This is a genomic window from Kitasatospora viridis, assembly GCF_007829815.1.
Lineage (GTDB): Bacteria > Actinomycetota > Actinomycetes > Streptomycetales > Streptomycetaceae > Kitasatospora > Kitasatospora viridis.
In genome coordinates, this window is the sequence record NZ_VIWT01000001.1 from 2961522 (window position 1) to 2987877 (window position 26356).

Genomic DNA, 26356 nt, shown 5'->3' on the forward strand with positions numbered 1-26356 from the left:
GGGAACTGGTGTGGACCGGTCCTCGTCGGATCACCACTCGTGCGGCAGGATGTGCGCCATGACGTCGAGCACCCGCGACCAGACCGCCGCCGAGGCCCAGCCGCCGGGCGGGCCGGACCAGGGCCCGCTGCCCAACACCGTGGTCGTCCCCGCGGACGAGGACCCGGTCGCCGAGGCCGGCAGCGAGCTGATCGGCGGCCCGCCCGGGCGGCGGGCGCTGCTGGGCGTCTCCTGGTGGGTGCCGGCCCGGTTCCTGGCGCTGACCACCGTGCTCACCTACTGCCTGGGCCTGGTCCAGAAGCTGCCCTGCTACAACAGCGGCTGGTTCTTCGGCGCCACCAGCCAGTACACCCACGCCTGCTACAGCGACATCCCGCACCTCTACACCGCCCGCGGCCTGGCCGTCGGGCTGCACCCGTACCTGGACCAGATCCCGTCGCCCTCTCCGGACATGAAGTTCCTGGAGTACCCGGTGCTGACCGGTCTGTTCATGCAGATCGCCGGCTGGCTCACCCCCACCACCGGGGCGATCCAGGACCGCGAGCGCTGGTTCTGGATGGTCAACGCCGGGATGCTGCTGATCTGCGTGGTGGTCACGGTGATCGCGCTGACCCGGACCCACCGCCGCCGCCCGTGGGACGCGCTGCTCTTCGCGCTGGCCCCGGCGCTGGCGCTGAACGCCACCATCAACTGGGACCTGCTGGCGGTCGCGCTGACCGCCGTGGCGATGGCCTACTGGTCCGGCCGGCGCCCGGTCTGGGCCGGCGTCTTCATCGGCCTGGCCACCGCCGCCAAGCTCTACCCGGTGCTGTTGCTCGGCCCGCTGCTGGTGCTCTGCTGGCGGGCCGGCCGCTGGCGGGACTTCGGTCGGGCGCTGGGTGCCGCGGTGGCCGCCTGGCTGGTGGTGGACCTGCCGATCATGATCGCCAGCTTCGACGGCTGGAAGACCTTCTACACCTTCAGCCAGAGCCGCAAGGAGGACTTCGGGTCCTTCTGGATGATCCTGATGCAGGACCGCAACGAGTCGCTGCCGACCCTGAACACCTGGATCGCGGTGCTGCTGGTGGCCAGTTGCCTGGCGATCGGCTGGCTGGCGCTGAGCGCCCCGCGCCGGCCGCGCTTCGCCCAGCTGGTCTTCCTGGTGGTGGCGGCCTTCGTGCTCACCAACAAGGTCTACTCGCCGCAGTACGTGCTCTGGCTGGTGCCGCTCGCCGTGCTGGCCCGGCCGCGCTGGCGCGACTTCCTGATCTGGCAGGCCTGCGAGGTGCTGTACTTCCTCGGCATCTGGTCCTACCTGGCCTACATCGGGGACTCCAAGCAGCACGGCATCGGCCAGGACTGGTACCACTTCGCGATCATGCTGCACATGATCGGCACCCTCTACCTGGTCGCCGTGGTGGTCCGCGACATCCTGCGCCCGGACCGCGACCCGGTGCGCTGGGACGGGAGTGACGACCCGTCCGGCGGGGTGCTGGACTTCGCCCCCGACGTCTTCGTGCTCGGCACCGCCCGGCGGCTGCGCGAGGAGGAGTCGTACGCGGGGCTCGGCCCGGTCGAGCCGGCCGGGGAGCACGACGCGGTGGTGGACTGGCTGGCCCCGGAGCGCCCGCTGAGCGAGCCGCAGGACGCGGTGCCCGAGGGCGGCGCCGCTCAGGCCTGACTGTCGACCGGCTGACGGTCGGCCGTCCGGTCGTCCGTCACCCGGTCGAAGTGCGTGGTGGTGTGCCGCACCGTCACCGCCAGCTCGTCGCCCAGCACCGGCGGCTTGCCGGGCCCGGGCAGGAACAGGATGCTCACCTGCATGTGCGGCGGCTCGGCGAACCAGAGCTGCCGGCCGTCCCACTGGTACGGCGAGAGCGTGCGGTTGACGGTGGCCAGGCCGGCCCGGGCGATCCCCTTCACCCGGGGCAGCAGCCCCTGCAGGTACTTCGGGGCCTCCAGCCCGATGCCGTGCGCGGTGCCGCCGGAGACCACCAGCAGGTGGCCGTCCGAGGGCGCCCGGTGCTGCCGGTAGCCGTACCGGTCGCCCTTGCGCAGGGCCGTCACGTCGAGCACCGTGGCGCGGGCCCGCAGGGCCGCGACGTCGCCCAGCCAGAGCCGGGTGCCGACCCGGGAGCGGAAGTCGGTGCCGGGGTGACGGTCGGTCAGCTCGGCCACCCCGGCGGAGCCTAGGTGGCTGAGGTAGACGGCGGCGGTGGGCAGCCCGGCGGCGGTGATCGCGGCCACCCAGTCGGCCACCTCGGTCACCGGGTCGGAGCGGTCCGGCCGGTCCAGCGGCAGGTGCAGCGCGAAGCCCTCGATCGCGTCCCGGTCACCGACCTCGGCGCAGTGCGCCAGGTCGGCCGGTGCGATGCCGTGCCGGCGCATGCTGGTCATGCACTCCACCACCACCCGCCGCGCGCCCCCGGCCGGTGACGCCCCCGCGCCGGTCAGCGCCCGCAGCGCCTCCAGCCCGGCCACCGTGCGCACCACCCGGTCGGGGTCCGGCAGTTCGACGGCCGGTTCGCCGATCCGGTAGGGGGTGAGCACCAGCACCTCGCCCGGGTAGCCGTCGGCCTGCACCTCGGCCGCCTCGGTGGCGGTGCCGACCGCGAGCCGCCCGGTGCCGAGCAGCTCCGCCTCCCGGGCCAGGCGCCGGTTGCCCAGGCCGTAGCCGTTCCCCTTGGCCACCGGCACCAGGCCGGGGAACTCGGCCAGCAGCGCGCGCTGGTGGCCGCGCCAGCGGTCGGCGTCTACGTACAGCGAAAGGGTCATGGTGCTCTCCCTGGGCGCACCGGCTGCCCGGGGTGACGGGCGGTCGGTGCTCGGTGGTGCGGTGGTGCGGGCGGGTCAGCGGCGCGACATGTAGAGGTCGAGCGCCTTGTGCAGGACCTTGTTGACCGGGAAGTCCCATTCGCCCAGGTACTCGGCGGCCTGTCCTCCCGTGCCCAGTTTGAACTGGATCAGGCCGTAGAGCGGGTCCTCCTCGTCCAGCGTGTCGCTGATCCCGCGCAGGTCGTAGACGCCGGCGCCGAGCGCGTAGGCGTCCCGGATCATCCGCCACTGGATCGCGTTGGACGGCTTGACCTCGCGCTTGTGGTTGGCCGAGGCGCCGTAGGAGTACCAGACGTGCTGGCCCACGGTCAGCATGGTGGTGGCGGCCAGCGGTTCGCCCTCGTGGTAGGCGAGGTAGAGCCGCATCCGGTTCGGGTCCTCGGTGGTGAGCTGCTGCCACTGGCGCTGGAAGTAGGCCAGCGGGCGCGGGGTGAACCGGTCCCGCTCGGCGGTCAGCTGGTAGAGCCGGTGGAAGACCGGCAGGTCGTCGTAGCCGCCCTGGACCACCTCGACGCCGCTCTTCTCGGCCTTCTTGATGTTGCGCCGCCAGAGCTGGTTGAAGCCGCGCTGGATGTCGTCCAGCGAGCGGTTGGCCAGCGGCACCTGGAACACGTAGCGCGGCTGCACGTCGCCGAAGCCGGCCCCGCCGTCCTCGCCCTGCCGCCAGCCGGCCCGGCGCAGCCGGTCGGCGACCTCGAAGGCGCGCGGCTCGTACCAGTCCGGGTCCACGTCGCGCAGCCGCTTGGCCTGGCCACCGGCCACCGCCTCCTTGATGGTGGCCGTGCCCCAGCGCCGGATCACCACCGGCGGGCCGATCTTCACCGAGAACGCGCCCTGCGCCTTGAGGTGGGCCAGCAGCGGGGCGAGCCAGCGGTCCAGGTCCGGGTCGAACCAGTCGATCACCGGCCCCTCCGGCAGGTAGGCCAGGTAGCGCTTGACCTTGGGCAGTTGCCGGTAGAGCACCAGGCCCGCGCCGACCAGGTTGCCGGTGGCGTCCGCCCAACCGATCGACTCGCTGCGCCACTCGCTCTTGACCTCGCCCCAGGAGGGCACCTGCATGTGGCTGACGGAGGGGCGGCTGCGCACGAAGGCGAGGTGTTCCTCGCGGGTGATCGTCCTCAGACGCAGGCTCATGCTCGGAGTGCTCCTTGGCAGGTTGGTGGACCCTTTGACCCTATCGCCCGAATGGTCCGATTCGGGCGGGTCTCGTTCGGCGCGTTCGACCGAACCCTAGGGCCGCCGCGCCGGGAGGGGTCGTGGAGAGCCGAAACGGCGCTCCCCGAGGGGGAGCGCCGTCTCCTGCGCCGCGCCCGCGCCGTGGCGCGCGGCGGTCCTGCTACCGAGTGGCCATCAGATGCCGCCGAACAGTCCGCCGTGCGCCAGCGCGATCCCGAAGCCGAAGGCGGACATCACCGTGGCGATCACCAGGACGAACCGCTCGGCGGTGGTGGCCGAGATGAACTGGCCCCACAGGCCGGTGACGATGCCGGCCAGCCCGCTCCAGGAGCTCAGCACGTGCAGGCCGTGGAAGAAGGACGTGGTGAACGCCAGCACACCGAGCAGCGCGGTCATCGCGGCCAGGGTGTTCTCCCTGGGGTGCGAATGGCCGTCGGTGTTGAGGGTGAACGCGGGGAATCGGCGGATGGTCTGTGCCATGGAACCCACCTCCAGTGCGGGCCGGGCGATGCTGATGAACCCGTTCTGCCCAGATTGCGCCCCTTGAGACCCGGCGGCAATCGATGGGCGTTTTGTTCGGCCGGATGGGTGCGGGTAGGCTGTGCGATCTGCACTGGTGTATCTGTGCCCCCGCATGTCTTCACACAGACGCGGGGGCGGGGTCTGTCGGACCCGGCCGCTACGGTGGCCGAGCACGGCACCCGGACCAGTGCCGACGCCGTACAACCCTCCTGCCACGGAGAGACCGTGGCCGTTGAGTCCAAAGGAGGTGGGTTTACCCATGCGTCACTACGAGGTGATGGTCATCCTCGACCCGTCGGTCGAGGAGCGCGCTGTCTCCCCCCTGATCGAGAGCTTCCTCAACGTCGTCCGCACCGGTGGCGGCAGCGTTGAGAAGATCGACACCTGGGGCCGTCGTCGCCTGGCGTACGAGATCAAGAAGCAGCCCGAGGGCATTTACTCGGTCATCGACCTGAAGGCCACGCCTGAGGTCGTCAAGGAGCTTGACCGCCAGATGTCGCTGAGCGAGCAGGTTCTGCGGACCAAGGTCCTGCGCCCGGACACCCACTGAGCCACCTTTCGGGACCGTTGACGGTCCCGAGGGCTCAAGTCCGATGTTTCACGTGAAACATCGCTGAACGGAACTCCTCCTCCCGAGAGGTCAGCACACCATGGCAGGCGAGACCGTCATCACCCTCGTCGGCAATCTCGTCGACGACCCCGAGCTGCGTTTCACCCCCTCGGGTGCGGCGGTCGCGAAGTTCCGCATCGCGTCCACTCCCCGCACCTTCGACCGCCAGACCAACGAGTGGAAGGACGGCGAGAGCCTCTTCCTCACGTGCAACGTCTGGCGTCAGCCGGCGGAGAACGTGGCCGAGTCGCTGCAGCGCGGCATGCGCGTCATCGTGCAGGGCCGACTGCGCCAGCGGTCTTACGAGACCAAGGAAGGCGAGAAGCGGACGGTCTTCGAGGTCGAGGTCGATGAGGTCGGTCCGAGCCTGCGCTCGGCGACCGCCAAGGTGACCCGGGCCAACCGCGGTCCCGGCGGCGGTGGTGGCGGCGGCTTCGGCGGCGGCGCCCCGCAGCAGGGCGGCGGCCAGGGCGGCTGGGGTGGCGGCCAGGGCGGCAACCAGGGTGGCGGCAACTGGGGTGGCAACTCCGGTGGCGGCCAGTCCGGTCCGTCCGACGACCCCTGGGCGTCCAGCGCGCCGGCCGGCGGTGGCAACAACGCCGGCGGTGGCTGGGGTGCCCCGGCCGGTGGCGGCTACTCGGAAGAGCCTCCGTTCTAAGAGCTGACAGATTTCGTGCGAACCGGGCTCCGTCCCCGTGACGGACCCGGATCGTGATCCTCATTTGGAGCACACCATGGCGAAGCCGCCTGCGCGCAAGCCGAAGAAGAAGGTTTGCGTCTTCTGCAAGGACAAGGTCAACTACGTTGACTACAAGGACACGAACCTGCTGCGGAAGTTCATTTCCGACCGCGGCAAGATCCGTGCCCGCCGGGTCACCGGCAACTGCACCCAGCACCAGCGCGATGTCGCCACGGCCGTGAAGAACAGCCGTGAGATGGCGCTGCTGCCCTACACCAGCACCGCGCGCTAAGAGAGGGTGACCGAAGAATGAAGATCATCCTCACTCACGAGGTCGCCGGCCTCGGCGGCGCCGGCGAGGTCGTCGAGGTCAAGGACGGCTACGCCCGCAACTTCCTGGTTCCGCGTGGCTTCGCCATCCGCTGGACCAAGGGCGGCCAGAAGGACGTCGACGCCATCCGTCGCGCCCGCAAGATCCACGAGATCCAGACCGTCGAGGCCGCCACCGCGGTCAAGGCGACCCTGGAGGGCCTGCAGGTCAAGCTGGCCGTGCGCTCCGGCGACGCCGGCCGCCTGTTCGGCTCGGTCACCCAGGCCGACGTCGTCGAGGCCGTCAAGGCCGCCGGCGGCCCGGCGGTGGACAAGCGCGCCGTCGTGATCGCCTCGCCGATCAAGACCGTGGGCACCCACAAGGTCTCCGTCAAGCTGCACGCTGACGTCCAGGCCAACCTCGACGTGACCGTCGCCTGACGATCCGTCGTGACCCCGAGGGCCGGGGCCTCCCACTGGGAGGCCCCGGCCCTCGGGCGTTCCCGGGTCCGTTCGCGCGGGAGCCGGCGGCTAGCCGCGGACCGCGCCTGTGACCAGCCAGCGGCCGGTCCGGGTGCGGCCGACCAGGAAGGCGGCCCGGACCAGCATCACCAGGTTCATCGCCCACCAGAGGCCGGCCAGCCCGGCGCCCGTGGCCGGCACGGCGAGCGCCACCGGGGCGAAGGCGGCCAGCGTGCCGGTCATCGCCCAGGCCAGGTAGGTGCCGTCGCCGGCGCCCATCAGCACCCCGTCCAGCACGAAGACCACCCCGCAGGCCGGCTGGGTCAGCGCGACCAGCGGCAGCACCGCCCAGAGCTGGCCGCGCACCGCCGGGTCGGGGGTGAAGAGCGGCAGGTAGAGCGGGGCGGTGGCCAGCACCAGCAGGCCCAGCAGCACGCCCGAGCCGATCCCCCACTGGACCATCCGCCGGGTGGCCGCCCGGGCCCCGGCGGGATCGTCGGCGCCCAGGTAGCGCCCGATGATCGACTGTCCGGCGATCGCGATCGCGTCCAGCGCGTAGGCCAGGAAGCCCCAGATCGTCATGGCGATCTGATGGGCCGCCACCTGCTGGTCGCCCAGCCGGGCGGCCACCGCGGTGGCCAGCACCAGGACCCCGCGCAGCGCCATGGTGCGCACCACCAGCGGCCCGCCGGCCCGGGCGCAGGCCCGGATGCCGGCCAGGTCCGGCCGCAGCACCGCGCGCTCCCGGCGGGCGCCGCGGACCACCACGAACAGGTAGGCGGCGGCCATGCCGGTCTGCGCCAGCACCGTGCCCCAGGCCGAGCCGGCCACCCCGAGGCCGGCGCCGTAGACCAGGCCGAGGTTGAGCAGCAGGTTGGCGGAGAACGAGCCGATCGCCACCACCAGCGGGGTGCGGGTGTCCTGCAGCCCGCGCAGCACACCGGTGGCGGCCAGCACCATGAGCACCGCCGGGATGCCCAGCGAGCTGATCCGCAGGTAGGTCACCGCGTACGGCGCGGCGGTGGCGGAGGCGCCGAGCAGGTGGGCCGTGGCGGGGGCCAGCAGGTAGCCCAGCAGCACCAGGGGGAGGCCGAGCAGCAGGGCCAGCCAGATGCCGTCCACGCCCTGCTGGATGGCGGCCCGGCGGTCGCCGGCGCCGATCCGGCGGGCCACCGCGGCGGTGGTGGCGTAGGCGAGGAAGACGAAGACGCCGGTGAGGGTGGAGAGCGCGCTGCCGGCCACGCCGAGTCCGGCGAGCTGGGCGGTGCCCAGGTGGCCGACGATCGCGGAGTCGCCGATCAGGAAGAGGGGTTCGGCGACCAGCGCACCGAAGGCCGGTACCGCCAGCGCGAGGATCTCCCGGTCGTGCCGGCGGCTGCGTCTCATGCGGATCAAGGTAGCCATCCACAGGCCGGGGCCGGACGGGTGGGGGTGTGTGAAGTTTTTCTCATGCACAGCCGGTGGAAAGAGGAGACCCAGGTCAGCGTGTTGACGGTGGACCGATCAGCAGGTTATCCACAGGGATGTCCCCATGCTCGTGCACAGGTTTCGGGCAGTTGTCCACAGTCCTGGGGGTTCCATCCACATGACCTGTGGATAACTTCGGTGATCCGGCTTGGAACATGCCCGGCCCGCCCCTTAGCGTGGTCGCTCACCCGACGCACCACCACGCACGCTCGCTGAACGGGGATGACGCGTGACCGGCCCCCAGTACGACGACCACGACGTCCCGCCGCCCCCGGAAGAGGAGTGGCCGGTCGCCGACGACGCCTTCGGCCCCTCCTTCCCCGAGCAGTCCTTCCCCGACTCCCCGAGCGACCGGCTGCCCGCGGGCCGCCGGCGCCAGGACGGGGAGTTCCGCAAGGGCGGCAAGGGCGGCAAGGACGGCGAGTTCCGCAAGCGCGACCGCGACCGGGACGGCGGCCGCGACGGCGACCGCCCCGAGGGCGAGGGCTTCGAGCGGGTCCCGCCGCAGGACATCCCGGCGGAGCAGTCGGTGCTCGGCGGCATGATGCTGTCCAAGGACGCCATCGCCGACGTGGTCGAGGTGCTCAAGCCGATCGACTACTACCGCCCGGCCCACGAGCTGATCCACAGCGCGATCCTCGACCTCTACGCCCGCGGCGAGCCGGCCGACCCGATCACCGTGGCCAGCGAGCTGACCAAGCGCGGCGAGCTGAGCCGGGTCGGCGGCCCCGGCTACCTGCACACCCTGGTCAACTCGGTGCCCACCGCGGCCAACGCCGAGTACTACGCGGAGATCGTGCACGAACGCGCGGTGCTGCGGCGGCTGGTCGAGGCCGGCACCCGGATCGCCGGCATGGGCTACGCGGCCGAGGGCGACGTGGACGAGATCGTCAACGCCGCGCAGGCCGAGATCTACGCCGTCACCGAGCAGCGGACCAGCGAGGACTACGCCCCGCTGGCCGACATCATGGAGGGCGCGCTCGACGAGATCGAGGCGATCGGCTCCCGGCAGGGCCAGATGTCCGGCGTGCCCACCGGCTTCGCCGACCTGGACGCGCTGACCAACGGCCTGCACCCCGGTCAGATGATCGTCATCGCGGCCCGTCCCGCGATGGGCAAGTCCACCCTGGCGCTGGACTTCGCCCGGGCCTGCTCGATCCACAACAAGCTGCCCAGCGTGATCTTCTCGCTCGAAATGGGCCGCAACGAGATCGCCATGCGCCTGCTCTCCGCCGAGGCCCGGGTGGCGCTGCACCACATGCGCTCCGGCAACATGACCGACGACGACTGGACCCGGGTGGCCCGCCGGATGCCGGAGGTGACGGAGGCGCCGCTCTACATCGACGACTCCCCCAACCTGTCGATGATGGAGATCCGGGCCAAGTGCCGCCGGCTCAAGCAGCGCAACGACCTCAAGCTGGTGGTCATCGACTACCTCCAGCTGATGCAGTCCGGCGGCTCCCGGCGGGCCGAGAGCCGCCAGCAGGAGGTCTCGGACATGTCGCGAAACCTCAAGCTGCTGGCCAAGGAGCTGGAGGTGCCGGTGATCGCGCTCTCCCAGCTGAACCGTGGCCCGGAACAGCGCACCGACAAGAAGCCGATGGTCAGCGACCTGCGCGAGTCCGGCTCGATCGAGCAGGACGCCGACATGGTCATCCTGCTGCACCGCGAGGACGCCTACGAGAAGGAGTCCCCGCGGGCCGGCGAGGCCGACCTGATCGTCGCAAAGCACCGCAACGGCCCCACCGCGACCATCACGGTCGCCTTCCAGGGCCACTACTCGCGCTTCGTCGACATGACCCGCGACTGACGGCCGGCCGTCCGCAAACCACTCGCCGCGCCGGCCTGCCGGACCGTAGGGTCGCCGGCATGACGAACGGGACGGACCAGGGGCTCAAGGCGCGGCTGCGCGCCGGTTTGACGGAGGCGATCAAGGGGCGCGACCGGGCGGCCGCGAGCGTGCTGCGGGTGGCGCTCGGGGTGCTGGAGAACGCCGAGGCGGTGCCGCGGGAGGCGGACGCCGACCGGAACCTGGCGATCGGTCAGATCCCGCTCGGGGCCGGGGCGGCGGAGGCGCCGCGCCGGGAGGTGACCGGGGCCGAGCAGCTCGCGCTGCTGGCCGCCGAGGTGGCCGACCGGGAGGCCGCCGCCGAGCAGTACCGGGCGGCGGGCCGGGAGGACCGGGCGGAGCGGCTGGCCGCCGAGGCCCGGCTGCTGGCCGGCTACCTCGGCGCGCAGCCGAACTGACGGGTGGTCGGCAGGTCCGGAGGGGCTCAGTGCGCGAGCGAGTCCGCGCCCAGGTAGCCCTCCGGCACGCCGCCGACCAGCAGCACGTCGCCCACCGAGTGCTCGGTGCGCAGCGGCAGGATCTCCTGGTAGGCGGGCGAGTCGTACCAGGCCCGGGCCTGCTCCAGGTCCGGGAACCCGATGATGATCAGATCGCCGTCCCACTGGCCCTCGCGCAGCTCCACCGGGTTGCCGTGCACCAGGAACCGGCCGCCGTACGGGGCCAGGGTGGCGTCTATGCGCTCCAGGTACTCGATGATCTGCGGGCCGAAGTCCACCGAGTGCAGGTTGCCGATGGCGTAGGCGGTCATGAGGTCCTCCAGGTGGTCGCGTCGTCGGGAACGACGGTAGGCGGGGCCGGGGGCCAGGGAATCGGTCGGCCGTAGGTACTGGCTAGCCTGACCGAATGACCAAGATCGAACTGGTGATTTTCGACTGCGACGGCGTGCTGGTGGACAGCGAACCGATCGCGGTGCGGGCGACGGTGGCCCTGGGGGCGGAGCTCGGCTGGCCGCTGACCGCGGCGGAGGTGGTGGACCGGTTCGTCGGCCGGTCCACCACCTCGATCGGCGAGCAGGTGGCCGAGCGGCTCGGCCCGGCGGCCGTGGTGCCGTGGCGGGAGCGGTTCGAGGAGCTGCACCGGATCGCGGTGGACGCCGAACTGGCCGAGGTGGACGGGCTGTCCGAGGCGCTGGCCGGGCTCCGGCTGCCGAGCTGCGTGGCCTCCAGCGGCAGTCACGAGAAGATGCGGCACACCCTGGGCCGCACCGGGCTGTACGACTACTTCGCCGGTCGGATCTTCAGCGCCTCCGAGGTGCGGCACGGCAAGCCCGCGCCCGACCTCTTCCTGCACGCCGCGGAGCGGATGGGCGTGCCGCCGCAGGCCTGCGTGGTGGTCGAGGACAGCAAGTACGGCGTGCGGGCGGCCCGGGCGGCCGGCATGCGGGTGCTCGGGTACGCCGGCGGGGTGACTCCGGCCGAGTGGCTGGTGGCGGAGGGCGCCGAGGTGTTCACGGACATGCGCGAGCTGCCCGCGCTGCTGGCCGCGCTGGGCGGGGAGGCTGACGGTCCGTCGGGCACCGTCGGCTACGCGGCGGAGGCCGACCGGCTGCTGGAGCAGTACGAGGAGCTGGACTTCGAGCAGGTGCACGGCCGGCTGCTGCACCTGCTGCCGCCGGCCCCGGCCCGGGTGCTGGACCTCGGTGCGGGCACCGGCCGGGACGCCGCCGGGCTGGCCGCCCGCGGCTACCGGGTGACCGCCGTCGAGCCGGTGGCCGAGCTGCGCGAGCCGGGACGGAGGTTGCACGCGGCGGCGGCGATCGACTGGACCGACGCGGCCCTGCCGGAACTGCCCGGGCTGGCCGGGGAGTACGACCTGGTGCTGGCCACCGCCGTCTGGATGCACCTGGCCCCGGCCGAGCGGGCCCGGGCCTTCGCGCGGGTGCTGGAGCTGCTGGCGCCCGGTGCCACCCTGCTGCTGACCCTGCGGCACGGTCCGGTGCCGCCCGGGCGGCGGATGTTCGAGGTCCCGGACCAGGAGTTGCTGGACCAGGCGGCGGCCGCCGGCCTGCGACCGGCGCACCGGGGGGAGCGGGCCGACCTGCACGGTCGGACCGGGGTGCGGTGGAGCGAGTTGGGGTTCGTGCGGGACTGACTCCTCGTCAGGAGCAGCCGGGCGGTGCGCCGGTCAGCAGGGGCCGTCGGGCGCTCTCGCGGGCAGGTGCGCGGCGGCCCAGCAGCGCAGTTCCTCCAGGGCCGGGCCGAGTGCCCGGCCCGCCTCCGTCAGCCGGTAGCTGACGCGCAGCGGCGGACCCTCGTCCACCTCGCGCAGCACCAGTCCGGCCTCGGCCAGCTCGGAGAGCCGGTCAGACAGCATCCGCTCGCTGATCCCGGGGATGGCCCGGCGCAGGTCGGCGAAGTAGGCGGAGCGCTGGTTGAGCACGGCCACGACCAGCCCCGACCAGCGCTTCCCGAGCAGGGCGAAGACCCGGGTCAGCCCGGCGTCGACGCTGCCGCAGGGGTCACCCGCGCAGCCGCCCGCCGTCGTGCTCCCGGTCGCCGTTCGTGAGCCCACCGCCTCAGCCATGCGGCCAAGGGTACCGGCGGCTAGTGACTAAAGAAAAGTAAGCTGCTACGTTATTGGCATCTGCAGAGGAAAAGGCAGCTGCTTTCAGAACGTATGGAGGTTCACCATGGCCACGCTGCTGCACATCGACTCCTCGGCGCTGCCCGGGAACTCGGTCTCCCGCGAACTCACCGCCGCCTTCGCCGCGGAGTGGCGGGCCGCCCACCCCGAGGGCACCGTGATCCACCGCGACCTCGCCGCCGCCCCGGTGCCGCACCTGGGCGAGGCGGCGATCCTGGCCGCCTTCGTCCCGGCCGACCAGCGCACCGCCGAGCAGCAGGCCGCGTTCGCGCTGCGTGAGGAACTGCTCACCGAGCTGGAGCAGGCCGACGCCGTGGTGATCGGCACCCCGATGTACAACTTCTCGGTCCCGTCCGCGCTGAAGGCCTGGATCGACCACGTGGTGGTCGCCGGCCGCACCCTCGGCGGCGCGGCCACGGTGGCCGGCAAGCCGGTCACCGTGCTGGCCGCGCGCGGCGGCGGCTACGGCCCGGGCAGCCCGCGCGAGGAGTTCGAGTTCACCACCACGTACCTGGAGAAGGCGCTCACCGGCCTGCTCGGCGTGACCGTGGACACGGTGGCCACCGAGTTCACCCTGGCCCGGATCAACCCCGCGATGGCCGAGTTCATCGACACCGCCGACGAGCTCAAGGCGCAGGCCCTCAAGGAGTCCGCCCTGAAGGGCCGGGCCGCCGCGGAGGCCGCGACCGCCGCCTGACCGGCGGCGGACTGACGCGGCGTCGGCTGACCGGACCTCGACTGACGGTCCGTCGCCCGGCCGGCTCACCCGGGCGGGTGCGCCCGCCGGGCAGCGGCACCCGGCGGCTCCCATGCTGGGGGCGACGACCAGCCGCCGACCAGGGAGCCGCCGTGACGACGACGCCGCCGTCCGAACCGTCCACCGGGGAGCCCGCCGAGCGGGGCGGGCGCCGGGTGTCCCCCCGGCCGGAGGCCGGGGGAGGTTCGAGCGCGGCGCCGCCGCCCGGGCCCCCGCTGCGGATCGAGGTGTTCACCGGCCCCGAGTCGGCGCTCTTCGCCACCTCCAGCCTGGTGCACGGGGTCCGGGACGCGGTCCTGGTGGACGCCCAGCTGACCCGCGGCGCCGGCCGGGAACTCGCCGAGTGGATCGCCGGCAAGGACCGCAACCTGCTCGCCGTGGTGGTCACCCACCAGCACCCCGACCACTGGTTCGGCGTCGAGGAGGTGCTGCGGCTCTTCCCGGACGCCGCGGTGCTGGCCGCCCCGCCGGTGGTGGCCGCGATCGAGCGCACCGCGGTGGCCAAGGTGGCCGAGTGGCGCCCGGTGCTGGGCGACGACATCCCCGAGCACCCCGTGCGGCCCCGGCCGCTGCGCCCGCTGCCGCTGATGATCGACCGTCAGCTGATCCGGGTGCTGGTGCTCGGCCAGGCGGACTGCGCCGACTCCACCGTGGTGCACGTGCCCGGCTCGCGCACCGTGATCGCCGGGGACTTCGTGGGCAACGGCACCCACCTGTGGACCGCCGAGACCACCCCCGCCGACCGCGAGGCCTGGCTGGCCAATCTGGACCGGATCGCCGCCCTCGCCCCCGAGCGGCTGATCGCCGGCCACCGGGCGCCCGGGCAGGGCGACGACCCGGCCCGGGTGCTCGGCTTCACCCGGGCCTACCTGCGCGACTTCGACCAGCTGCTCGCCGAGCACCCCGACGACCCCGAGGCGCTGGTCGCCGCCATGGCCGAGGAGTACGGCGAGCTCACCCTGCCGACCTTCCTCACCCTGGGCGCGGAGGCGAACACCTGGCCGGCCGACTGACCGCCGCGGCCGCCCGCCCGCCCCGGATACTGGGCGCATGACGACAGCGGAACCGCGCTACGACGCGATGGTGCTCGCCGGCGGAGCGGCCCGGCGCCTCGGCGGGGCCGACAAGCCCCGGCTGGCGGTGGGCGGGCGCTCGCTGCTGGACCGGGTGCTGGCGGCCTGTCAGGGCGCCGAGCGGGTCGTCGTGGTCGGCCCCGGCTCCGGCGGCGGCGTGCGCTGGACCAGGGAGCGCCCGCCCGGCGGCGGGCCGGTGGCCGCCGTCGCGGCCGGACTGGCCGAGCTCGCCCACCCGGTCGATCCGGCCGGTGCGCCCGTCCTGCTGCTGCTCGCCGCCGACCTGCCGTTCCTCACCCCCGGCACGGTCGGACGACTGGCCGCCGCCGTCACCGGCGAGGTCGAGGCCGCGGTGCTGGTCGACGCCGGGGGCCGGGACCAGCCGCTGCTCGCCGCCTACCGCACCGCCGCGCTGCGCGCCGCGCTGGCCGGGCTCGGCGACCCGGCCGGCCGGCCGCTGCGCCGACTGGTCGGGGGGCTGCGCACGGTGCGGCTGCCCGACACCGAGGACGCGGCCGCCGACTGCGACACCTGGGCCCAGCTGGCCGCCGCCCGCCGCCGGGACCTCACCGACCGTTCCGCCGCCGGGTGAGCGAAACGACTCGGCCCGCTCACACCCGGAGCAGCGCGCCGTAGCCCGGATCGGGCAGCATGGTGGCCCATGGGACGCACGTTGGACGACTGGATGGCCGAGGCCGCCGCCGAGCTGGGCATCGACCCCGCGGTGGACACCAAGCAGCTGCTGGACCTGGCCCGGGTGGTGGTGCACGGGGTGGACCGGCCGGCCGCGCCGCTGACCGCCTTCCTGCTCGGCTGGGCCGCCGCCACCCAGGGCGGTGACGCCGCCGCGGTGACCCGGGCCGCCGAGCGGATCGCCGCGCTCGCCGAGCGCTGGGCGGCGGAGCCGACGGAGCCGGCATGACGGCGGCGGCACCCACCGTGCCCGCCGCGCACACCACCGTCCCCTGGCCGCAGGCCCGCCGGGCGGCCCGCCGGGCCGGCGCCCGGACCGGGCGGCCCACCGCCGAGCTGCCGCTGGCCGAGGCGCTCGGCCGCACCCTGGCCGAGCCGCTGACCGCGCTCACCGACCTGCCCGCCTTCGACACCGCCGCGATGGACGGCTGGGCGGTCGCCGGGCCAGGCCCGTGGCGGCTGGCCGGCCGGGTGCTGGCCGGCCGCACCCCGCCGCCGCTGGCCGACGGCTGGGCCACCGGCATCGCCACCGGCGCCCAGCTGCCGCCCGGCGCCACCGCCGTGCTGCGCCGCGAGCACGGCGAGGCGCGCGGCGAGGTGCTCCGCGCCCTCGGCGACCCCGGGCCCGGGCAGGACGTGCGCCCGCGCGGCCAGGAGTGCCGCCGCGGCGAGCAGCTGCTGCCGGCCGGCAGCGCGGTCGGTCCCGCGGTGCTCGGACTGGCCGCCGCCTGCGGCTACGACCGGCTGACGGTCCGTCGGCGGCCCACGGCCGAGCTGCTGGTGCTCGGCGACGAGCTGTGCGGATCCGGCCTGCCCGGCCCCGGCCGGGTGCGGGACGCGCTCGGCCCGCTGCTGGAGCCCTGGCTGACCGCGGCCGGCGCCGAACTGCTCGGCCGCCGGGCGGTGCGGGACGACTTCGGGCTGCTCCGGGACGCGCTGCTGGGCTCCACCGCCGAGGTGGTGGTCACCACCGGCGCCACCGCCGCCGGCCCGGTCGACTTCCTGCACGCCGCGCTGGCCGAGACCGGCGCCCGGCTGCTGGTGGACGGCGTGGCGGTGCGGCCCGGGCACCCGATGCTGCTCGCCGAGCTGCCGCCGAGCACCCCCGGCGGCCCGGCCCGGCACCTGGTCGGCCTGCCGGGCAACCCGCTGGCCGCCGTGGCCGGCACGGTCACCCTGGCGCTGCCGCTGCTGGACGCGCTGAGCGGCCGTCAGCCGTCCCCGGGCCGGTACGCCCGGACGGCCGGCGACCTGCCCGGCCACCCGACGCAGACCCGGCTGCTCCCGGTGCGGCTGACCGAGGACGGTCCGCTGCCGCTCGCCTTCGACGGGCCGGCCATGCTGCGCGGCCTGGCGCTGGCCGAGGCGCTAGCGGTGATCCCGCCGGGCGGGCTGCCCGCCCGGTCCCGGATCGAGCTGCTGCCGGTGCCGGCCTGACGGTCCCGCAGGGCGTCGCCACGGGGACACGTCTGACGGCTGATCAGGCCTGATGGGCGCGCGGGCCGGCCACCGGGACCGCATGCTGGGAGGCATGAGCAAGGCGGAACCAGAGAGACGGGTGGTGCTGCCGGCCCGCCCCGGCCGGCCGCCGCTGCGCCAGGTGGGGCTGCGGCTCGCGGTGGCGCTCGGGGTGCTGCTGGTCACCACGCTGATCGTCTGGGTGGACCGGAAGGGCTACCACGACAGCGCCGACGGCGTGCCCAACCTGCTGGACAGCGCCTACTACGCCACCGTCACGCTCTCCACCACCGGCTACGGCGACATCACGCCGGTCAGCGCGGGCGCGCGGTTGACCAACATCCTGGTCATCACCCCGCTGCGCGTGGTCTTCCTGATCATCCTGGTCGGCACCACCCTGGAGGTGCTGGCCGAGCGGACCCGTCAGCAGTGGCGGACCAAGCGTTGGAGGGCGGCCGTGCACGAGCACGTGGTGATCGTCGGCTACGGCACCAAGGGGCGCAGTGCGGTGCAGACCCTGCTGGGCCAGGGCCTGGCCCGGGACTCCATCGTGGTGGTGGACCCGCAGCGCCGGGTGGTCGAGCAGGCCGCGCTGGACGGGCTGGTCGGCGTGGTCGGCGACGCCACCCGGACCGACACCCTGCTGCGCGCCGAGGTGCCCAGGGCCGGCCAGGTGGTGGTCGCGGCCGAGCGGGACGACACCGCGGTGCTGGTCACCCTGACGGTGCGCCAGCTGAACAAGGCCGCCACCGTGGTCGCCGCGGTGCGCGAGGACGAGAACGCGCCGCTGCTGCGGCAGAGCGGCGCCGACGTGGTGGTGACCAGCTCCAGCTCGGCCGGCCGGCTGCTCGGGCTCTCCATGCTCAGCCCGAACGCCGGCGCGGTGATGGAGGACCTGCTCACCTACGGGCGCGGCCTGAACGTGGTCGAACGCCCCGTCACGCACGCCGAGGCCGGCCGCTCGCCCCGGGAGTGCGCCGACCTGGTGGTGGCCGTGGTGCGCGGGCGGCGGATCCTCAACTTCGCCGACCCGGAGGCGGAGGTGCTGAACTCCACCGACCGGGTGATCACCATCCAGCGGGTGCCCGCCGCCTGACGCTCACTTCGCCAGCTCGGCCCGGACCGCCGCGGTGACCTGCTCGGCGCGGGCGGCGATCTCGTCCACCCGGGCGGTGCCGGCCAGCAGCGCGCCCCGGGTCCGCTCGTCGGTGATCCCGGTCAGGTTCACCTCGACGTTCAGCCGGGCCGTGGTCGCCGCCGCCCGGGCCGCCTCGGCGGCGGCCGCGACGTCGGTGGCCACGCTCGGGTTGCCGATCGGCAGCAGCGCCTCGGCCAGCTCCACCGCGTCCAGCGCCGCCGTGATCACCTCGGCGGGCGGTTGCGCGGCGGCGGCCAGCGCCCGGGCGATCGCCGCGGCGCGGTCGGCCCGCTCCGGCTCGGTCGCCCGGGGCAGCCGGTACGCCTCGGCCACCGAGGTGAAGGCCGCCGCGTCCCGCTCGGCCAGGCCGAGGGCCCGGTGGCGCAGCAGGTCCGCCTCGCGGACGATCCGCTCCACCACGGCCTCGTGCGCGGCGTACTTCTCCCCGGTGCTGTACCGGCCCACCATCGCGAGCAGCGCTCCGGCCTGGGCGGCGTGCAGGGCCGCCGACGCGCCGCCGCCAGGGGCGGGCACCCGGTCGGCCAGGCGGTCAAGGAACTCGTTGATCGTCTCGTCGCGCACGGCGGCTCTTCCGGTCGAACGGATCGGTAGCCGCATACTGCCATATCTGACGGACCATCAAATGAGCCGCACGGCAGTCCCCGGACCGCCGCGCGCCCCCAGCGTGCGCCCGCTGTCCGGCCCGGTAACTTCGAGCCATGCACGCAATCACGATTCCCCAGCCCGGTGGTCCCGAGGCGCTCGTCTGGAGCAAGGTCGAGGACCCGGTCCCCGGCGAGGGCGAGGTCCTGGTCGAGGTCGCCGCCACCGCCGTCAACCGCGCCGACCTGCTGCAGCGCCAGGGCAACTACGCCCCGCCGCCCGGCGCCTCCCCCTACCCCGGCCTGGAGTGCTCCGGCACGGTCGCCGCCCTCGGCCCCGGCGTGGCCGGCTGGGCCGTCGGCGACGAGGTCTGCGCCCTGCTGGCCGGCGGCGGCTACGCGGAGAAGGTCGTCGTCCCGGTCGGCCAGCTCCTGCCCATCCCGCGCGGCCTCGGCCTGGTCGCCGCCGCCGCCCTCCCCGAGGTCGCCGCGACCGTCTGGTCCAACCTGTTCATGGTCGCCCACCTGCACCCGGGCGAGACGGTGCTGCTGCACGGCGGGGCGAGCGGCATCGGGACGATGGCGATCCAGCTGGCCAAGGCGGTGGGCGCCAAGGTGGTGGTGACCGCGGGCAGCGACAAGAAGCTGGCGCGCTGCAAGGAGTTGGGCGCGGACGTGCTGGTGAACTACCGCGAGCAGGACTTCGTGGAGCAGGTCCGGGAGGCGACGGGCGGGCACGGCGCGGACGTGATCCTGGACATCATGGGCGCCAAGTACCTGTCCCGGAACGTGGAGGCGCTGGCGCTGGCCGGGCGTCTGGTGATCATCGGTCTGCAGGGCGGCCGCACCGGCGAGTTGGACCTGGGCGTGCTGCTCGCCAAGCGCGCCGCGGTCGTCGCGACCTCGCTGCGCCCGCGTCCGCTGGCGGAGAAGGCGGCGATCGTGGCGGCGGTGCGCGAGCACGTCTGGCCGCTGATCGAGTCGGGCGTGGTCAAGCCGATCATCGACCGGGTGCTCCCGCTCGCGGAGGCGTCCCAGGGCCACCGGGCGCTGGAGGCGGGGGAGCAGGTGGGGAAGATCGTGCTGCAGGCCTGAGCCGTTGGTGCCGGTGCGGCGGCGGCTCTCGCCGGGTGGACCCGTGCCCCGGGAGCCGCCGGTCCGCTGGTCCTCAGGCCCGGGCGTCGCCCCTACTCGCTCGCCTTCATGGAGGTGGCGGCGGTGGTGTCGGCGCCCTGGTGGTTTCCGGCCATGGACTCCAGCCCCAGGTGGACGCTGGCCAGGCCCTGGACGAGGACGCCCAGGGACTTGACCAGGGCGGTGTGTTGGGGGTTGTAGGCGTCGCCGAACTTCTTGCCCTGGTCGTCGGCGCCCCAGGGGGAGCCGAGTCCCTTCAGGGTGGACTCCAGGTTGGTGACGGCCGACTTGAGGCGGTCGCTCTGGGTGGTGAAGTCCGGTGCCGCGGTGAGGATGTCGGCCGGGTGGACGGAGAAGCCGCTGCCACCGGTGGTGGGGTCAGACACGGTGCTCCCAGGCAGGTATGACGGACAGTCGGCTCGACGACGGGTGGAGCGATCGCCGGGTCACCGGTCGCCGCGCTCCCGGGTCCTGCGCTGCATCTCCAGCAGCATCGAGAGGGTCTCCGGGTGCGGCGCGGCGGGCTGCTCCTCCTCGTCGTCGTCCAGGTCGTCGTCGCTGTACTGCTCCTGGGCGTTGAGCCGGGCCTGCGGCAGGAGTTCGTCGTAGCGCTGGTGGCCGGGGGTGAGCTTCTCCCAGCGGTCGAAGAAGATCCCCTCCTCGCTCCGGCCGTGGTACTTCACCCAGATGGTGACGCCGTCGGCGTCGAGCATCGGGGGCGCGCTGAACAGGTAGCTGTCAGAGTGCTCGGTCAAAGTAGTCCTTCAGGATCTTCGCCGCGGTCCGGTCGCCGAAGGTGAACTTCTTGAGGCTGCCGTTGGCCCAGGCGTTGAACGCCTCGGCGAAGTACTCGTGCGGCTGGCGGATGTAGCTGTCGAGGGCGGGGTTGTTGCCGATGCGGTTCATCACCTGCTGCTGGACATTTTGCCAGTCCGGTTGGCTGCTCAGGTTGCCGTAGGCGTGGTCGGTCGCATGGCCGAACTCGTGCACGGCGACGCTGGTGGGCGTGTCCGCGGCGGAGTTGATGACGAGTCGGCCGTTCTGCGGGTCGTACATGCCCGGTACGCCCTCCCAACCCCAGTCCGCGCCCATCGGCCGGCCCCCGGCGAGGTGGTAGCCGCCCGGGAGTTCGGTCACCGGTCTGGGGCCGATGCTGATCCCGCCGCCGTCGAACGTCTTCAGGTGGTCCCAGACCCGGTTGAAGACGTCCGGCGGGACGTTCGCGAGCTCGTTGAGCACCTTGGTGGTGCCCGGGTGGTCCTCGACGTACTCGCGCGGCGGGAGCCGGCCGGGGAACGGCAGCTCGACCGGCTTGGCGTGCTTGGGGAACGACGGTGAGTCGTCGTTCCCCTTGCCGCCCGGTGCGGCGGCTCCGCCGATGATGCCGGCGGCGATGTCCAGGGGGTCGATGCCGCCGTTGAAGACGGTGTCCTGTCCGGCGGCGATGCCGCCGCCGAGGAGCATGCGGCCGGGCATGGTGTTGAGGGCGTTGAGGGCGGGGGCGAGGGTGTCGCTGGATTGGGCGAGGATCCTGGCGCCGGCGCCGAAGCCGCTGGTGGCGCCGCCGGTGAGGCCGCCGGTTTCGGCGGAGTCGAGGATCTCGGTGCCGCTGATGCCGTTCTGGTCGCCGAAGGCGATCTTGATGGGTTGGGCGACGGCGAGGTCGACGGTGGCGGATTCGGCGGCGCCGAAGACGGCTCCGGTCAGGACGGTGCCGGCGATGGTGGCGACGGTTTCGGAGACGGTGACGCCGACGGCCGCGGCGGTGGAGACGATGGCGGCGGCGGCTCCGTCGGCGGCGGCTTCGGAGAGCCCGCCGGTGAAGAAGGCGAGGGCGGTGCCGGCGATGAGGACGCCGCCGACGACGGCGATCTTCTCTTCCAACTGGTGCTTGGCCTTGCCGACTTCGTCGGCGTACTGGGTGAAGGCCTTGGCCATCTGGCGGCAGGCGTCGGCGACGTCGTGGAGCCAGCCCTTGCCGTTGTCGTAGTACTGACCCCAGAACTTGGCGAAGGCGTCGACGGCGGGGCCGGAGTTGTGCTGCAGGATGCCCTGGGCGGTGGTGTTGGCCTTGCCGCAGACGTCGTCGATGGCGTTGGCACAGTCGGTCCAGGCTTTGGCGGCCTTGCGCAGTCCGTCCTCGTCGGCGTCGGGCCACCACATGCCGGTCAGCGAGCGGACGGTCTTCTCCGCGTCCTGGGTCAGCCCCACCGCTCGCCCGCCTTCATCGAGTTCCCCCGCAGCCAGATGTGATCAACAGTCAGATCGATCGTACGCGGTGCGCGGGGAGCGGCACCCGAAGGCCCGGGTTCAGCGCAACGGGGCGGCCTCGCGGACGTGGTGGAGGTGGACCAGCAGGTCGTAGGAGGGGCCGAGCGCGACGTCGTCGAGGGGGCAGGGGTAGTCGGTGCCGATGTGGCGGGTGGGGCGCGGGACTTCGAGCCAGGCGCGGGCGGCGGGCGGTGCGGTGCGGGTGTCCAGGTAGAAGTCGGGGCGGCTGACCCGGTCGAGGGTGTGCTCGTTGCTGCCGGGCGCGGCCGCGCCGACCGTGAACTTCTTCCACGGCCCGACCAGGCTCTGGTCCTGGGAGAGGAAGGAGCCCTGGCCGAAGGTGGTCCCGATCGCCAGGTAGGACGTCCCGAGCGCCTCGCGCAGGAAGGCGCCCTGCACCTTCGGGTAGGTGCCGGGCTCGTCGGTCACGTAGCCCACGTGCCCGTCGTGCGCCGACAGCAGCATCCGGTGACCGGTGCGGCGCTGCCACCAGACGGTGTTCGCGGCCATCAGCCGGTCGCGGTCGAGCTCCATGGCGGTCACCGACTTCGGGTCGGCGAAGTCGGTGGCGAGCGCTGCGGCGGTCTGGGCGATCGACCGGGCGTGCTGCAGCGTCCACTCGAACTCCTCGTCGCCCGCGCCGGGTTGAGCCTGCAGCAGGTCCAGCGCTTGCTGGGCGTCGGCCGCCGGGCGCTGCCGCTGTGCCACCGGCCGGGCGAGGTAGGCGTACCCGTCGTCCAGCGGTCGCAGGCCGGCGTAGAGGTCCGTGAAGCGCGGCAGCAACCGGGGGAACCGGCGGGCGACGCAGTCCGTGACCCGCGCGAAGAAGTCGTCGCCCACCTTGGGGAAGCCGATGTCGTTGCCCATGAAGTGCACCCGGTGGCCCGGGTCGCGGCGGTTGTGGTCACGCATCCACTCGATCAGGTGGACGAACTCCGTGCGCTCGAACGGCGATCCGCCCAGTTCGGCCCGCACCACCTGGCGCGCGTCGCCCCGGCCGCCCTGGACGTACTCGTCGATCCGCAGTCCGGCGGGCCAGCCGATCTCCAGGGCGAAGGTGGTGAAGCCCTTCTCCTCGACGAGGTACCGGAAGACCCGCTCCTTCAGCGCGAAGAACTCGTGCGACCCGTGGGTGGCCTCGCCGAGGCCCACCACGGCGGCGGAGCCGATCATCGCCCCCAGCGGCCGCAGGTCGGCGGTGTCCGAGCCGGGTTCGGTCGAGCGCAGCGGGTGCGCGGCCCGGGCCAACGCGTGCACCGGGTCCTGGCCGGCCTGGTCGCCCGGGGTGGCCGCGGCCGCGCTCCCGGGTGTGAGCAGGGCCCCCGCCGTGACCGCCGCCGCCACCAGCAGCGACCGCCGCCCCATCGCCGTCCCGTCGGTCATCCCGACCACCCCTCAGCTCGAACCGCCGCCTCGATCGACCGGGCGTTCCCGGTCGATCCCAGCCCATCACCCGGCCGTCGCGTTCTCGTCCGGGCGCAGGACGAGAACGGACTGGGAGCTGGGTCCACCCCCGGGACGGGGCCAGGACCCGGCTCCCGGGGATCAGGCCCGCCCCGCGGGGGCGGCGTCGAGGGCGGGGCGCACCTTGGTGAGCAGCAGGTCGAGGAAGGCCTGCGGCCGGCGGAAGGAGGCGAAGTGGCTGCACCCCTCCAGCAGGGCGAACTCCTTGACGGGGGCGCTGACCTGGTCGAAGAAGCGCTTGGCGGGCTCGACGGGGGTGATCACGTCCTGGTCGCCCTGGAAGACGAAGAACGGGATCCGGAACTCGGTGCCCTCGGCGTACTCGTCCACGCCCATGGCCTGCGGGCCGAGCTGCTCCGACCAGTTCATCGCCTTGAAGTAGCCGCGGACCTCACGCAGCGTCAGCAGCGGGGAGAACCACAAGGACCGGATCACCACGGTCTTCATGGTGTCGAAGGTGAGCGGGTCGGTGGTGGTCACGACCTTGTGGTACTCGCCCCACTGGTGGGTGGTCCAGGCGCTGGAGTCGGCGCCGAGCGCGGTGACGGCGGCCAGCTCCTTGCGCTTGCCGGCGGCGCGCAGCCGCTCGACCAGCGCGTGGTAGGCGAACCGGTCCCGCCCGCCGCCGATCACGTTCTGGTCGGTGCCGACGTAGGCGGAGTACCGCTCGGGGTGGTTGCGGGCCAGCCGCAGGCCGAGCACGGTGCCGAGCGAGTTGGCCACCAGCAGCAGCTTGGCGACGCCGAGCCGGGCGCGGACGTGGTCGGTCATTTCGAGGGCGTCCCGGTGGAGCCGGTCGAGGTTGAACTCGCCCTGGCCCTCGGGCCCGCCGTTCAGGAAGGTCCGGCCGGCCCCGCGCATGTCCCAGCGGACCACGGTGAAGTGGCGCTCCCACTCCCGGGTGCGGTGGGCGTAGATCAGGTTGGAGGCGCCGGGGCCGCCGTGGATCTCCAGGATCACCGGGTTGGCCAGGTCCTCGCCGCGGATCGAGACCCACTGGTCGATGCCGCCGATCCGGACGAACCCGGACTCGTCGATGCCGTTGGGCGAGGTGATCCGCAGCCGCCGGGCGAGCACGGCCCGCTTGGCCTGGCGGTAGCCCAGCAGGCCGGCGGCGGGTGCGGCGAGGACTGCGGCGGTGGCGGTGGCGATAGTGCCGATCATGAGCTTCTCCCCTAAACTGTTTACGGCCTCAGCTGTTGTGTTTAAGGTATACACAGTTGTGGGGCGTGTCAATGCGCCACCGAAGATGCGCCACCGAGGAGAGGAAGGGACGACCGATGGCCAGGACCGCCAAGGCCGACGACCCGAAGGCCGGGCTCGCACTGCTCTGGGGCGAGCAGGAACAGCCCACCCGGGGGCCCAAGCCCAGCCTGACCCCGCAGCGGATCGCCGCCGCGGCCGTCCAACTGGCCGACGCTCAGGGGCTGGACGCCGTCTCGATGAGCAAGGTGGCGGCCGAGTTCGAGGTCTCCGCGATGGCGCTCTACCGCTACGTGCCGGGAAAGACCGAACTGGTCGCGCTGATGGTGGAGTCGGTGCTCGCCGAGCTGCCCGACCGGTCAGCCGCCGGGGATGACTGGGCGCAACGCCTGCGCGGCTGGGCGCACGGCTCGCTGGCCGTGCACCGGCGGCACCCGTGGCTGCTCGCGGCCACCACCATGAGCCGCCGGCTGATGGGCCCCAACCAGCTCGGCTGGCTGGACGCCGCGCACGCCGCGCTCGCCCCCACCGGGCTCGGCGCGGCCCAGTGCCACCAGGTGTTCGTGCTGGTCGCGGGCCTGGTGCGGAGCGTGGCCCAGCAGCACGTCGACTACGACGAGGCCGGCAGCCAGGAGTGGGACCGGCTCACCGGCGAGCTGCTCACCCGGCACGCCGAGCGCTTCCCGGCGCTCAGCCGGGCCATCGCGGAGGGCGCCTTCGCGCCCACCGGGATCGATCCGCTCGACTTCGGCCTCGACCGACTGCTCGCCGGGGTGCGGGAGTTGATCGAGGCTCAGGGCTAGCGGGCGGCCGTCAGGCCAGGGTGAGGAAGAGCTTCTCCAGCTCGGCCTCGGTCATCGGCGGCGAGTCCGGGTCGGCGCCGGCCAGGCACTGGCGCATCCCGCTGGCCACGATCTTGAAGCCGGCCCGGTCCAGCGCCCGCGACACGGCGGCCAGCTGGGTCACCACGTCCTTGCAGTCACGGCCGGCCTCGATCATCGCGATCACGCCGGCCAGCTGGCCCTGGGCGCGGCGCAGGCGGTTCAGGACCGCGCCGACCGCCTCGTCGTCGACCTTCATGGCGCCACCTCTCCGGGACGGGCTGTTGGCTGGTGCGAGCTCCAGCGTACCCCGTGGGGTATCCGTTCCGGTTCGGGCCAAGGGGAAGCGGCCTGGTCCGACATGCCCGGAATGTCGGATCGTGTGACTCTGGTCACGAGCTGTTCCGCCGCCGGGGCCCGCGGGCTCCGGCCGTTGGAAGGACCTCGTCCGTGGCCGTGCCCCCGCTCCCGCTCCACCGCTCGCACCCCTCCCACCGCTGCCGCCGGATCGCGACGGGGGTGACCCTCGCCGCACCGCTGCTGCTCGGCGTCGCACTGCCCGCCGTCGCCCAGGCCGACCCCGTCGCCGGACCCGCGGCCGTCGGCGCGAGCAGCCCGGCCGGACCCGGCGCTCCGCAGGGCCCCGCCGCCGGCCCGTCCCAGGGCCCGGCCGCGAGCCGGCCGACCGGCGGCGCGACCCCGGCCGCCCCGACCGGCCAGGCCACCCCGACCGCCGGCGCCGCCCCGAGCACCGCGCCCACCCGGACCCCGGCCGGCCCGAGCCCCGAGCGCACCGCCGCGCCCTCCGCGAGCACCACCCCCGGCACCGCCGGGCCGGTGCCCCCGCCGGCCGCGGTCGAGCCGCAGACCGATCCGGCCGCCGCCGCCCCGCAGCCGGTCCAGCAGCCCGACCCCGGCGGGGACTCGGGCGAGGACCAGGCCGGCGACGACCAGGTCGCCGCGCAGCCGGGCGACGGGACGGACCAGCCCGGCGCCGGGGCCCAGCAGGACCCGTCGGTCCAGCCGGCCCAGGACGCCGCCGCCCCGGCCGACGAGGACTCCGCAGCCCCCTCGGACGCCCCCGCCGACCCCGCGGACCAGGCCGGTCCGGGCCTGCCGGAGGCCGAGCAGGAGCAGCAGGCGGTGGCGCTGCCGGTGGCGGTGCGGCTGACCGGCCCGACCGTGCTGGTGCTGCCGATGGGCGCCGGCCTGGTGCTGATCGGGCTCGGACTCGGCCTGGTCGGCCTGCGGCTGCGGCGCGGCTGACCGGG

Annotated in this window: 28 protein-coding genes and 2 pseudogenes; 17 read left to right on the forward strand and 13 right to left on the reverse strand. The window is 73.7% G+C overall.

Translation table 11 applies throughout. From position 1 onward, the window contains the following. Positions 1-49 precede the first annotated feature (49 nt). A complete protein-coding gene (locus FHX73_RS13195) occupies positions 50-1660 on the forward strand; it encodes a glycosyltransferase family 87 protein (RefSeq protein ID WP_170304908.1) in 1611 nt (536 codons plus the stop codon). On the opposite strand, the gene FHX73_RS13200 is transcribed toward FHX73_RS13195, so the two are convergent. From FHX73_RS13200 to FHX73_RS13210, 3 genes are all read right to left on the reverse strand, one after another. Beyond that, positions 1651-2754 (reverse strand): alanine racemase, encoded by a 1104-nt coding sequence (locus FHX73_RS13200; RefSeq protein ID WP_145905190.1) that lies wholly within the window; start codon positions 2752-2754, stop codon positions 1651-1653. The genes FHX73_RS13195 and FHX73_RS13200 overlap by 10 nt on opposite strands. Before the next feature lie 75 nt (positions 2755-2829). Continuing rightward, complete coding sequence (locus tag FHX73_RS13205; RefSeq protein ID WP_145905191.1) at positions 2830-3948, reverse strand: lipid II:glycine glycyltransferase FemX; 1119 nt, start codon at positions 3946-3948, stop codon at positions 2830-2832. A 216-nt stretch (positions 3949-4164) separates the two neighbouring features. Then, positions 4165-4470, reverse strand: coding sequence for a hypothetical protein (locus FHX73_RS13210; RefSeq protein WP_145905192.1), 306 nt, complete (start codon positions 4468-4470; stop codon positions 4165-4167). 301 nt (positions 4471-4771) lie between these two features. On the opposite strand from FHX73_RS13210, the gene rpsF reads away from it, so the two are divergent. The 4 genes from rpsF to rplI all read left to right on the forward strand — a co-directional run bounded on the left by rpsF (position 4772) and on the right by rplI (position 6551). Then, a complete protein-coding gene (gene rpsF, locus FHX73_RS13215) occupies positions 4772-5062 on the forward strand; it encodes a 30S ribosomal protein S6 (RefSeq protein ID WP_145905193.1) in 291 nt (96 codons plus the stop codon). A gap of 100 nt (positions 5063-5162) precedes the next feature. Beyond that, the gene (locus FHX73_RS13220) at positions 5163-5780 is read left to right on the forward strand and encodes a single-stranded DNA-binding protein (protein ID WP_145905194.1); all 618 of its coding nucleotides are present in this window, start codon (positions 5163-5165) and stop codon (positions 5778-5780) included. Positions 5781-5856: 76 nt separating this feature from the next. Beyond that, the gene (rpsR, locus tag FHX73_RS13225; RefSeq protein WP_030304537.1) at positions 5857-6093 is read left to right on the forward strand and encodes a 30S ribosomal protein S18; all 237 of its coding nucleotides are present in this window, start codon (positions 5857-5859) and stop codon (positions 6091-6093) included. A gap of 17 nt (positions 6094-6110) precedes the next feature. Further along, positions 6111-6551 carry a 50S ribosomal protein L9 gene (gene rplI / locus FHX73_RS13230; RefSeq protein WP_145905195.1) on the forward strand — a complete coding sequence of 147 codons (441 nt, stop codon included), beginning with the start codon at positions 6111-6113 and terminating at the stop codon, positions 6549-6551. 90 nt (positions 6552-6641) lie between these two features. On the opposite strand, the gene FHX73_RS13235 is transcribed toward rplI, so the two are convergent. After that, the gene (locus FHX73_RS13235; protein WP_246213501.1) at positions 6642-7958 is read right to left on the reverse strand and encodes an MATE family efflux transporter; all 1317 of its coding nucleotides are present in this window, start codon (positions 7956-7958) and stop codon (positions 6642-6644) included. A 436-nt stretch (positions 7959-8394) separates the two neighbouring features. Between FHX73_RS13235 and dnaB the strand changes: the two genes are divergently transcribed. Together dnaB and FHX73_RS13245 are read left to right on the forward strand one after the other, a co-directional pair. Next, positions 8395-9849, forward strand: coding sequence for a replicative DNA helicase (gene dnaB / locus FHX73_RS13240; RefSeq protein ID WP_145908253.1), 1455 nt, complete (start codon positions 8395-8397; stop codon positions 9847-9849). Positions 9850-9908: 59 nt separating this feature from the next. Continuing rightward, complete coding sequence (locus tag FHX73_RS13245; protein ID WP_145905197.1) at positions 9909-10286, forward strand: GatB/YqeY domain-containing protein; 378 nt, start codon at positions 9909-9911, stop codon at positions 10284-10286. 26 nt (positions 10287-10312) lie between these two features. Here FHX73_RS13245 and FHX73_RS13250 read toward each other — a convergent pair whose 3' ends face one another. Further along, positions 10313-10636, reverse strand: coding sequence for a DUF1330 domain-containing protein (locus tag FHX73_RS13250; protein WP_145905198.1), 324 nt, complete (start codon positions 10634-10636; stop codon positions 10313-10315). Between the two features lie 95 nt (positions 10637-10731). Between FHX73_RS13250 and FHX73_RS46175 the strand changes: the two are divergent. Further along, positions 10732-11373, forward strand: a pseudogene (locus tag FHX73_RS46175) (HAD family hydrolase); the annotation flags it as partial. A 96-nt stretch (positions 11374-11469) separates the two neighbouring features. Continuing rightward, positions 11470-11979 (forward strand): class I SAM-dependent methyltransferase, encoded by a 510-nt coding sequence (locus FHX73_RS46180; protein ID WP_281292717.1) that lies wholly within the window; start codon positions 11470-11472, stop codon positions 11977-11979. Positions 11980-12012: 33 nt separating this feature from the next. On the opposite strand, the gene FHX73_RS13260 is transcribed toward FHX73_RS46180, so the two are convergent. Next, positions 12013-12411, reverse strand: coding sequence for a winged helix-turn-helix transcriptional regulator (locus FHX73_RS13260; RefSeq protein WP_145905200.1), 399 nt, complete (start codon positions 12409-12411; stop codon positions 12013-12015). Between the two features lie 106 nt (positions 12412-12517). Here FHX73_RS13260 and FHX73_RS13265 point away from each other — a divergent pair, with 106 nt between their 5' ends. From FHX73_RS13265 to FHX73_RS13290, 5 genes and pseudogenes are all read left to right on the forward strand, one after another. Beyond that, entirely contained in the window at positions 12518-13168 is a 651-nt protein-coding gene (locus FHX73_RS13265; protein ID WP_145905201.1) for an FMN-dependent NADH-azoreductase, read from the forward strand. 152 nt (positions 13169-13320) lie between these two features. Further along, on the forward strand, positions 13321-14241 hold the full coding sequence (locus FHX73_RS13270; RefSeq protein ID WP_170304909.1) for an MBL fold metallo-hydrolase: 921 nt from the start codon (positions 13321-13323) through the stop codon (positions 14239-14241). A 37-nt stretch (positions 14242-14278) separates the two neighbouring features. Beyond that, positions 14279-15223 (forward strand): annotated as a pseudogene (locus FHX73_RS13275) (NTP transferase domain-containing protein). Beyond that, positions 15220-16431, forward strand: a complete 1212-nt coding sequence (locus FHX73_RS13285; RefSeq protein ID WP_145905205.1) for a molybdopterin molybdotransferase MoeA — start codon at positions 15220-15222, stop codon at positions 16429-16431. The pseudogene FHX73_RS13275 and the gene FHX73_RS13285 overlap by 4 nt, the downstream one beginning before the upstream one ends. A gap of 94 nt (positions 16432-16525) precedes the next feature. Beyond that, positions 16526-17548: a potassium channel family protein gene (locus FHX73_RS13290; protein WP_246213502.1), complete on the forward strand. Its 1023-nt coding sequence runs from the start codon at positions 16526-16528 to the stop codon at positions 17546-17548. 3 nt (positions 17549-17551) lie between these two features. On the opposite strand, the gene FHX73_RS13295 is transcribed toward FHX73_RS13290, so the two are convergent. Then, entirely contained in the window at positions 17552-18172 is a 621-nt protein-coding gene (locus FHX73_RS13295) for a cyclodeaminase/cyclohydrolase family protein (RefSeq protein WP_145905207.1), read from the reverse strand. A gap of 137 nt (positions 18173-18309) precedes the next feature. Here FHX73_RS13295 and FHX73_RS13300 point away from each other — a divergent pair, with 137 nt between their 5' ends. Further along, positions 18310-19287: an NAD(P)H-quinone oxidoreductase gene (locus FHX73_RS13300; protein ID WP_145905208.1), complete on the forward strand. Its 978-nt coding sequence runs from the start codon at positions 18310-18312 to the stop codon at positions 19285-19287. Between the two features lie 92 nt (positions 19288-19379). Here FHX73_RS13300 and FHX73_RS13305 read toward each other — a convergent pair whose 3' ends face one another. The 5 genes from FHX73_RS13305 to FHX73_RS13325 form a co-directional block, all read right to left on the reverse strand. Then, on the reverse strand, positions 19380-19712 hold the full coding sequence (locus FHX73_RS13305; RefSeq protein ID WP_145905209.1) for a WXG100 family type VII secretion target: 333 nt from the start codon (positions 19710-19712) through the stop codon (positions 19380-19382). 60 nt (positions 19713-19772) lie between these two features. Beyond that, positions 19773-20081, reverse strand: coding sequence for a hypothetical protein (locus FHX73_RS13310; RefSeq protein WP_145905210.1), 309 nt, complete (start codon positions 20079-20081; stop codon positions 19773-19775). Beyond that, the gene (locus FHX73_RS13315; protein WP_145905211.1) at positions 20065-21537 is read right to left on the reverse strand and encodes a WXG100-like domain-containing protein; all 1473 of its coding nucleotides are present in this window, start codon (positions 21535-21537) and stop codon (positions 20065-20067) included. The genes FHX73_RS13310 and FHX73_RS13315 overlap by 17 nt, the downstream gene beginning before the upstream one ends. 99 nt (positions 21538-21636) lie before the next feature. After that, positions 21637-22980, reverse strand: coding sequence for an erythromycin esterase family protein (locus FHX73_RS13320; protein ID WP_145905212.1), 1344 nt, complete (start codon positions 22978-22980; stop codon positions 21637-21639). 162 nt (positions 22981-23142) lie between these two features. Further along, entirely contained in the window at positions 23143-24225 is a 1083-nt protein-coding gene (locus FHX73_RS13325; protein ID WP_145905213.1) for an alpha/beta fold hydrolase, read from the reverse strand. Positions 24226-24341: 116 nt separating this feature from the next. On the opposite strand from FHX73_RS13325, the gene FHX73_RS13330 reads away from it, so the two are divergent. Beyond that, positions 24342-25067: a TetR/AcrR family transcriptional regulator gene (locus tag FHX73_RS13330; protein WP_145905214.1), complete on the forward strand. Its 726-nt coding sequence runs from the start codon at positions 24342-24344 to the stop codon at positions 25065-25067. A gap of 10 nt (positions 25068-25077) precedes the next feature. Here FHX73_RS13330 and FHX73_RS13335 read toward each other — a convergent pair whose 3' ends face one another. Beyond that, a complete protein-coding gene (locus FHX73_RS13335) occupies positions 25078-25344 on the reverse strand; it encodes a metal-sensitive transcriptional regulator (RefSeq protein WP_145905215.1) in 267 nt (88 codons plus the stop codon). Positions 25345-25535: 191 nt separating this feature from the next. Here FHX73_RS13335 and FHX73_RS13340 point away from each other — a divergent pair, with 191 nt between their 5' ends. Beyond that, complete coding sequence (locus FHX73_RS13340) at positions 25536-26351, forward strand: hypothetical protein (protein WP_145905216.1); 816 nt, start codon at positions 25536-25538, stop codon at positions 26349-26351. The last annotated feature ends 5 nt before the right edge of the window (positions 26352-26356 follow it).